5 protein-coding genes are annotated in these 7765 nt (G+C 30.0%); 1 reads left to right on the forward strand and 4 read right to left on the reverse strand.

What is annotated here, in order from left to right; all coding sequences use genetic code 11:
* Window positions 1-788 precede the first annotated feature (788 nt).
* The gene (locus tag ACHZDT_RS15435; RefSeq protein WP_394775516.1) at window positions 789-2111 is read left to right on the forward strand and encodes a hypothetical protein; all 1323 of its coding nucleotides are present in this window, start codon (window positions 789-791) and stop codon (window positions 2109-2111) included.
* A gap of 100 nt (window positions 2112-2211) precedes the next feature.
* Here ACHZDT_RS15435 and ACHZDT_RS15440 read toward each other — a convergent pair whose 3' ends face one another.
* From ACHZDT_RS15440 to ACHZDT_RS15455, 4 genes are read right to left on the reverse strand one after another with little or no spacing between them, the layout of a single operon-like run.
* Window positions 2212-4665 (reverse strand): hypothetical protein, encoded by a 2454-nt coding sequence (locus tag ACHZDT_RS15440; protein ID WP_394775517.1) that lies wholly within the window; start codon window positions 4663-4665, stop codon window positions 2212-2214.
* A gap of 22 nt (window positions 4666-4687) precedes the next feature.
* The gene (locus tag ACHZDT_RS15445) at window positions 4688-5764 is read right to left on the reverse strand and encodes a hypothetical protein (protein ID WP_394775518.1); all 1077 of its coding nucleotides are present in this window, start codon (window positions 5762-5764) and stop codon (window positions 4688-4690) included.
* Window positions 5751-6536, reverse strand: coding sequence for a hypothetical protein (locus ACHZDT_RS15450; protein WP_394775519.1), 786 nt, complete (start codon window positions 6534-6536; stop codon window positions 5751-5753). The genes ACHZDT_RS15445 and ACHZDT_RS15450 overlap by 14 nt, the downstream gene beginning before the upstream one ends.
* Window positions 6533-7201: an ion channel gene (locus ACHZDT_RS15455; protein ID WP_394775520.1), complete on the reverse strand. Its 669-nt coding sequence runs from the start codon at window positions 7199-7201 to the stop codon at window positions 6533-6535. The genes ACHZDT_RS15450 and ACHZDT_RS15455 overlap by 4 nt, the downstream gene beginning before the upstream one ends.
* Window positions 7202-7765: the final 564 nt, after the last annotated feature.

Genomic DNA, 7765 nt, shown 5'->3' on the forward strand with positions numbered 1-7765 from the left:
GGTCCTGAGCGGAGTCGAAGGAAGCGGAGTCGAAGGGACTTTACGAAGTACTGAGCGAAGCCGAAGTACGACAATGGAAGAATCTATTTACATCCCGGCGAGTTAATTGCCGGGATTTTTTTTGGGGACAAGCATTTGTACTGAGCGAAGCCGAAGTATTTATGGCGACATCGTTGTGTCACTCACTTGTACGGCATACCAATGGGGAGCTTTTATCGAAGCGGAGATTATTATTATTTTTCCCCTTTCTGTGGGAAAGTACGCAAACCCAATACCAGTTTACGTTTTCCAGATTTTTCACCATTTTTGTCCACAGATGTTAGTATTTATAAGTCTAATTCTTCAATAGATAGAAATAATTTTGGATAAATAAAAAAGCGTCGTATAGATCGACGCTCTTAAAATAATTCCGAGTTGCTACGCTTGGATTGAAAGGAGTAGTTAAGTTCTGAAACTGGTTCAGGTCCAAACTGTTAAAAAACCAGATTGAATTGTCAGAGACTTATCTATTTTTTTAATAAAGTAAAAATAGAATCTTAGAGTTAAAGAAAAAAAATAAAGGCTCATTTTTTTCTAACATCAGCTTTTTTTTTGGGGATAATTTAAAACGAAGAGGAGAATAAGTGAAGCTTTTCCAGTGATTTGTTATGAATTAAAATGCCGTTTAGTAAAATTCAAAACTGTCTGACGATGCTGTAAAATAAAGTTTTTATTAAGTCGTAATTAACTAAGAGTTTATGAGAAAAGCTAAATTTTATGTTGACTATTGAAAATAACAATATAAATAAATGACCCGAATATTTACAAAAGGTGAGATTGATAGACTTGGTGAAAAAATAAGGACACAAAGTATTGCAATAGATGATGAGACATTAACAGAACTTCAATTTTACCGTACATCTCATAAAGATTCTTTAGCCAATACTTTTAATATTTTATGCTCCGCAACTAGAAAAGTACATGCGACTTCTATAGTTACTTTTAGGATTAAAAGATTTGAATCAATAATAGGAAAACTCGAACGTTTTCAAGACATGCGATTCAGTAGGATGTGGGATATTGCTGGATGTAGATGTATTGTAAGAGATAATCAGGATGTTTATAAACTTCAAAAACTTATTCAAAATGAACCACTGCTTGAAATAGTTAAAGTATATGATTATATAGAAAAACCTCAGTCTGATGGCTATAAGAGCCTTCATTTGTTTGTAAAACACAAGTGCAGTGATATTGTAGTAGAAGTTCAATTAAGGAGTTTAGTTGATCATAATTGGGCAACGTTAGTGGAAATAACTGACTTATTATTTGATTCCAAATTAAAAGAATATGGTGAAAATAAAGACTTATTAAGATTTCACTATTTGCTATCAACTCCAGATAAGTTGACAATTAGGGATAAGTATGAAATAGCAAAGATTATTCAACAATATAATTACTTTGAAAAGCTCAGTGAAGTCTTTTCGAGAAACTATCTAAAAGTTAGAAAGCAGTGGTTTGATTTACAAAATCAAAATAATCATCGGTACTTTTTAATTGAATCTAAAAAAGATGATGTGCCTAAAATTGAATCATTTTATAACTTTCAGCAGGCAGAAAATCATTATTTTAATGTTTATAAAACGAGGCAAAATGCGAATATCGTTTTGACTCATTTACAAACTCCTAATTATAATCAAATAAGTATTGCTTATTCCAATTATATTCTAACTTTTCATACTTTTCATTCAGAGTGCTTACAAATTTTGGAAAGTTTAATAGTTGAATCATTGGAAAATAAAAAGTATTATGCCTTTTTTAAAAACTTTAATTTATACAATGGGCTTGTATTTAGACACATAAAGAACATGATGACTGAAATTAATGAGGTTAAAGACTTCTCTCTTACACAAAAAGGAAAAAAAAGTGCAAAGCGAAGAAAAGAAAATGAATGGATTGAAGACATAAAAAAGCAAGTAAACCAAAGTAATCAAAGAGGGAGAAAGCTACAGTTAGCTGTAAGAAAGGCTATGCCTTCCGGAGTTTTCAGAAAATTTGTAATTAAACAAATAATAAAAAAAATTAGTAGAAATTATAAAAGTAAAATAGATTCTTTATTAGCCAATGCTGTTTAAGTATTACGTCCTATCTGTCGCAAGTTTGTTTTTAGCCCTCACTCTTTTAGACCCTCATTAATTAATTCGTATAGTTTTCTTCCTAGCAAAAAAAATAAACTTAGCCAACCAGTTTTTCATACATATCGGATACATTTTTTTGGGTTTCATTAAAGAAAACATAATCGTTCAGAAAATTCATTTTATTCATTAAGTCTAACCTTTCTTTTGCAAAGGATATTTTAATTTTTGCTAAACTTCTTTTCCCTATTGATTCTAAAAAAATACACTCGCAGTATTCAAGATCAACCTCAGTGTGATTATAAGATGGAAATGAAATAAAATCTTCATTCAAATAAAGCGTTAGTTTTGTTTTCAAATAATTAAGCATTTTCCTTGCATCTCTCAGATAATTTATTTGTCTATTAGAAATAATATACAATTGTGCGTAAGCATCTATGATTGTATTTTCAATTCCAATTATAACATGTTCAACTAATTTACTATAAGTGAATCTTGATAACTCAGCAAATTTTGTCTTTGCTTTAGTTAAATCTTCAATAGCATTTAAATATTTTTCAATAATTTTTGCATTCCCTTTCAAATCGATTTTGTTTTCGTAGATCTCTGAAATGTGAATTAATGCCCGACTATGGAGTAACCTGGGTTCCTCCGGATTTTTTTCCAAACAACTATTAATAATTCCTAGAGCCTTATCATATTCTCTGCTTCGTCTGAATAACCAGGATAGAAAATAAATAATATCAATTTCAGTCTTTTGGGGTGCTGAAAAACTAAAATCCAGACGCTCTTTACCTTCTTCCATTTTTACAATTCCATACTTAGTAATTGTTTTTTTACAAATAGATAATAGTTCTGTTAGCTCATTTATTGCATTAGGCTCATTTGAATTATTATATCTCACCAACTTAAGCACGTAGCTACTATTTTCTACAGAATCAATATTAGTTCCCTCAGGCGTGATCAAATCTAAAAATAATGAAAATACTCTTTTATCAACATTGTTACCAAGGGATGAAATGTGTCGCCTTATTGTTGAGCGACTACCACTTCTATGCACAATACCCCTCTTTGTACCAACTGACAAATTAAAAATTAGGTTCAAAATTTCGTATTCGTGATCCGTTGTCAATCCTAAATTCTTATTTTCCATTCCAATAAGAACAGGGAATAACTGAATGGAACTTCTTATTACGTCTTTCCCAGGTACAATTTTTTGTGATTTGAGAGCTATTTGTTCCTTTATATTTTGACTATTATCGCTAAAATGTCTTAGGTAATTTATTTGATCAACTAAAGAATTATTACATTCTTTTATTGCCAAATTAAGCGATTGATTGTCAACACTATCTTTTTGTATATCCTCCTTTAAAATGTATAACAAATTAAGTAAGTCAGTATTATCCTGTCTATTTTTAGCAAATTTAGAAATCGCTTTTTCAATTTTTAAATTAAATTCATTTTCCTTAAGGTAAAGACGTAAGTATTTATCTGACAAACCCTTGGCTCTATGAATGTACTCTCTAGTAAAATTTGCAAAACTAACAGGCAATTCCAAATCCTTAATTTCCTCTAGTAACCATTGCTTTTCATCTTTATTCTCCAAGTAATTTATGTAAGTATTTACGTGAGGCCTCCATTCCGAATTATTTTTTATAGATTCATTAATAAACAACACTTTTGAAAAATGCCGTATATTTCTAAGTACAGAAAAATTTTCAAATGTGTCAATTTTAGGTAAAAGTTTATTCTCTCGGAAAGATCTATGAATTGCGTGATTCCTACTAGGGGCAGACGATAGATAAATAAATAAATGTTTATTTTTTAGAGTATTACTTTCCGATATTTTTCTATTAATATTAATAATCCTGTCAAAAACCTTAATATCTCTCATTACACTCTCCAAATAAATAAATTTTTCTTCGTACGTCAAATTAACCAAATCGTGTTTCATAAAATCACAAAACGAATCAAAAGCAGTAATGCTATTTGAAGAAGGAGGACTGGAATGGACAATCTCATTAATAATATCAGAGTCTTCAATAGCATGATCTGATAATTCAATTCTGTCAAGTTGCAATGATTTATTTACCAGACGTTTAAATTTCTCAATCGTGCTTTCTGATAAAGTTCCAATAACTAAACTGGCTATGTAATTGATATGTTCTTTTATTGTGTTTGTATCAATTTCGCTTCCAAGTTTTAATGCGTGAATTAAATCTTCAAGCTTTTCCTTTGAAGAAAATTCATTATGCTTTTTATACACCATATCCCAAATGGAAAATACTTCACCTCTATACTCATCAAATATTATTGGTTTTTGTTCTTTTTTATTTGGAAAAAAAAGAGCGTCATAAGCAAAATAAGATGAGGCGAGTGATTTGGCAAATGTTAAGGAGGTCTCCTTTTTGTATAAAGCAGGAAAGCAAAATTCGATTATGTCAAAGGTGTCAGTAACATAATAAAAATTATATTCTTTTTCAAGTAATGCCAAGTCGCACTTGATATTTTCAAGATCAAAATCTCTCTCATTGATATGTCTACTGAGATCCATCGCTTAAATTATTTATTATTCTTTAACACTCTGTCAATTCTCTGTTATGTCTTTTTATTTCTTCTCTTATTAGATTATACTCATTCATTATTGTATTCGATCGCCTTTCAATATTATTCTTTTCTTTTTTACTATCTATGGGATTATTATTCTCAAACAGTTCATTCGCAATTTTCCATTCAATATTATGAACCTGCTCAACAATATTCCTAATTCGTTCAATTTTGCCGGTATAAGCTGTTCCGCTTCTACATTGTATAAGCGATATTCCCAAATAATCACTATTATTATTCGTCTCGGAAGATTTTAAAAGGCTTGAATCAGTATATTCAATTATTCTCATGCCTGAACTAATTTCCATACGCTTCAAAAGCAAAACATTTACTACAAAGTCATTTAAAAATATTTCATCTAGGCTATTGTATGGTTTTGATTCAATTTGATTTTCGTTTGCATATTTTTCAAAATGTTTTTTGTTAATTACAACATTTCCAATATTAAAAAAATCGTCAGGATAATCTCCAGAATTTACATAATGCGGATTAGAATTTAATAATTCAGTTACTGAAATATTTTTCCTTGAATTAAAAACAATATTGGCATATCTATATAAGATTGCTTTTACAAAAATACTATTGTCAAAAATATCAATAGATTCAGGCAGAATAAAGTTTCTATCCGATAATTTTTTATACCCCCGAAGCTCTCTTTCATTGTTTATATCTTGAATCGAATTTAAAACCTTATCGGGTAAGCTTAAAAAACAATACAGGCTAAACTTATTATACGCCGAAAGTTTATAAGTAGCTAGGTATTTTAAAATGAGTTTATTTGCATTGTTTATTGTACAAACATCAGCCTTACCATTATACAACACAACTACAAAACCCTCATCACCTTTGCTACAAAATACTGTTTCTTCACAAACTACTAAATTGGTAATTTGCTCATCGGTTTCTATAAAAGATTCAATGCAATTTGTAACTGGATTTAAAATTTGTAGATATAAATCACCATTATCACCAGAATAAACTGGAGCAGAAATGAGTAAGTAATTCCCTGGTATTTCACCAGGGTTAATATAGTTAGTTACTTTCACAGTGATCTAAATATTTAATTGAAATATTCTGCGATTCTTCATAAATATAATCATAATATTTTGAACATGCAGCAAGACGAGCTTCACTGTAAATGAGCGGCTCAAACATAAAATTTTCATTTAAAAAATCCGTGTTATTATATTGCTGTAAGACTGTTGGATAAAAGACAGTTAAAACATTATGACTATTTAAATCAATTACATCATTTGACTGAACCTCAATTGTTGCAGATCTAACATCTCTTTCACCATATGCTTGTGTATATATGTCATAAATTTCCTTTGTCTCATATAGGTGGGGAGGTAGTGCGGAATCAGTATACGATTTAAAAGGAACACTCTTTATATAATATTCCAGCTTTTCAAAAAAAGAAAATATGAATTTGTAACAGGTCTTAATCTGGTTTCCCAAATTGTATTGTTCTTTCACAACTTCAAATTTCTCTTTCGCAATTATTGGTTCATAAATACCTTCTTTAATTGCTCCAGAATCTAATGGATAAGAACGTAGTATATTTATTTTAATTTTTGGGTTAATACAAAATGAAACGGGATAATATCTGCTTTGCGTTTTTTCAGCATTTTTTTTATATGAAGATTTGCCAAGAAAAAGATAAAGAATATTTTCTAAAAATTTAGGGCAAGGACTAGGACTAATCTTCTTACTATTAAAAATTACTCTTGCCGCATCCATATCACAAGTATGATATAAAGGTAATTCCTTGTAATTTATATCTTCATTATTATTAAAATGTTCTTCTAAATCACTCATTTTTTTATATTACTAAAGTTATAGTTAAAAAATACGATAATAAACAAGAAGAAAATTACGCCTTGCAAAATCGAAAGATACATCCCTACACCGCCACTAGGAATATAATCTCCAAATCCTATCGTAAGCCCAGCTATAAGACTATGGTAAACATATACTAGATTAGAAAAAGGGCCAGATTCGCAGGTATTAGAAATCTTTATTGCATCAAAATAGAAATAAAGAAAAGCGAAATAAAAAATTATTTCAAAATAATTCAATACACCTAATATAAAAGCTCTCTTATAAGACTTTGGTTTAATAAAACTTTGTGAGCAGTATATAGGTGTTATTATATACAATAAAGTCTCAAGCAAAGAATAGAAGACCCAAATCACGCTAATCATACTCCAAACATTATCTTTGTTTGATGGAATTAGAAGAATAACTATCAAAACAGAAATTAAAAGTTTGGCTGTGACATAAAAATCAATAGTTTTTTCTCTCCCATTTGAAACTGCATCTTTTACACCTCCAATCTGTAGTACTATTAAAGCTGGAAGAGTTGCAAATCTTAATGCTAATAAAATAATACCAAAAACCTTAACGATACCAAAATCCGTGCTTTCATTATTATATTTATTAAACACCTTTAATTCTTTATCCCAAAGTTTTTCTAATCCCATATTATACTTTTTTCTTAATTTAAGTTTTTAAAAATAAAAAGATTAATCTTGCTTTTTTGAAAAGCATTATGCTGTAATCTTTTAAATTTTATAGCTGATCATTAAAAGTTTAAAACTAAAGTATATAAATTTATTCTAAATTTAAAATAAATTTATTCCCCCCATCTGGCGCAAGTTTGTTTTGGCCCCCCAACTGGCGCAAGTTTGTTTTGCCTTCCCCCATCTGGCGCAAGTATGTTTGGCCCTATCTGGCGCAAGTATGTTTTGGCGCAAGTGTTCCCAACACAATCATTAAACCCAAGCGTAAACTCCGTGGGATCACCCCCATCTGGCGCAAGTGTTCCCTTCCACAATCATTAAATTCAAGAGTAAAGTTCGTGGGATCACTTGATGCCTCTTCAATTCTACCGGTTTGCAACCGGATTTAAGCAACGAAATCTTTCCTATTAACCCGATAGGATTCAACTAAGCTCCCACAAGATTCAACTAAACTCCCATAAGATTCAATTAAGCTCCCATAAGATTTAACTAAGCTCCCATAAGATTCACCTAAGCTCCCATAAG

It is taken from the genome of Flavobacterium sp., assembly GCF_043722275.1.
Taxonomy (GTDB): Bacteria; Bacteroidota; Bacteroidia; order Flavobacteriales; family Flavobacteriaceae; genus Flavobacterium.

What these genes read in the sequence shown, in the direction of transcription:
- ACHZDT_RS15435 (WP_394775516.1), top strand. Translation starts at nt 789, where the DNA reads ATGACCCGAATATTTACAAAAGGTGAGATTGATAGACTTGGTGAAAAA.
- ACHZDT_RS15440 (WP_394775517.1), bottom strand. Translation starts at nt 4,665, where the DNA reads ATGGATCTCAGTAGACATATCAATGAGAGAGATTTTGATCTTGAAAAT.
- ACHZDT_RS15450 (WP_394775519.1), bottom strand. Translation starts at nt 6,536, where the DNA reads ATGAGTGATTTAGAAGAACATTTTAATAATAATGAAGATATAAATTAC.
- ACHZDT_RS15455 (WP_394775520.1), bottom strand. Translation starts at nt 7,201, where the DNA reads ATGGGATTAGAAAAACTTTGGGATAAAGAATTAAAGGTGTTTAATAAA.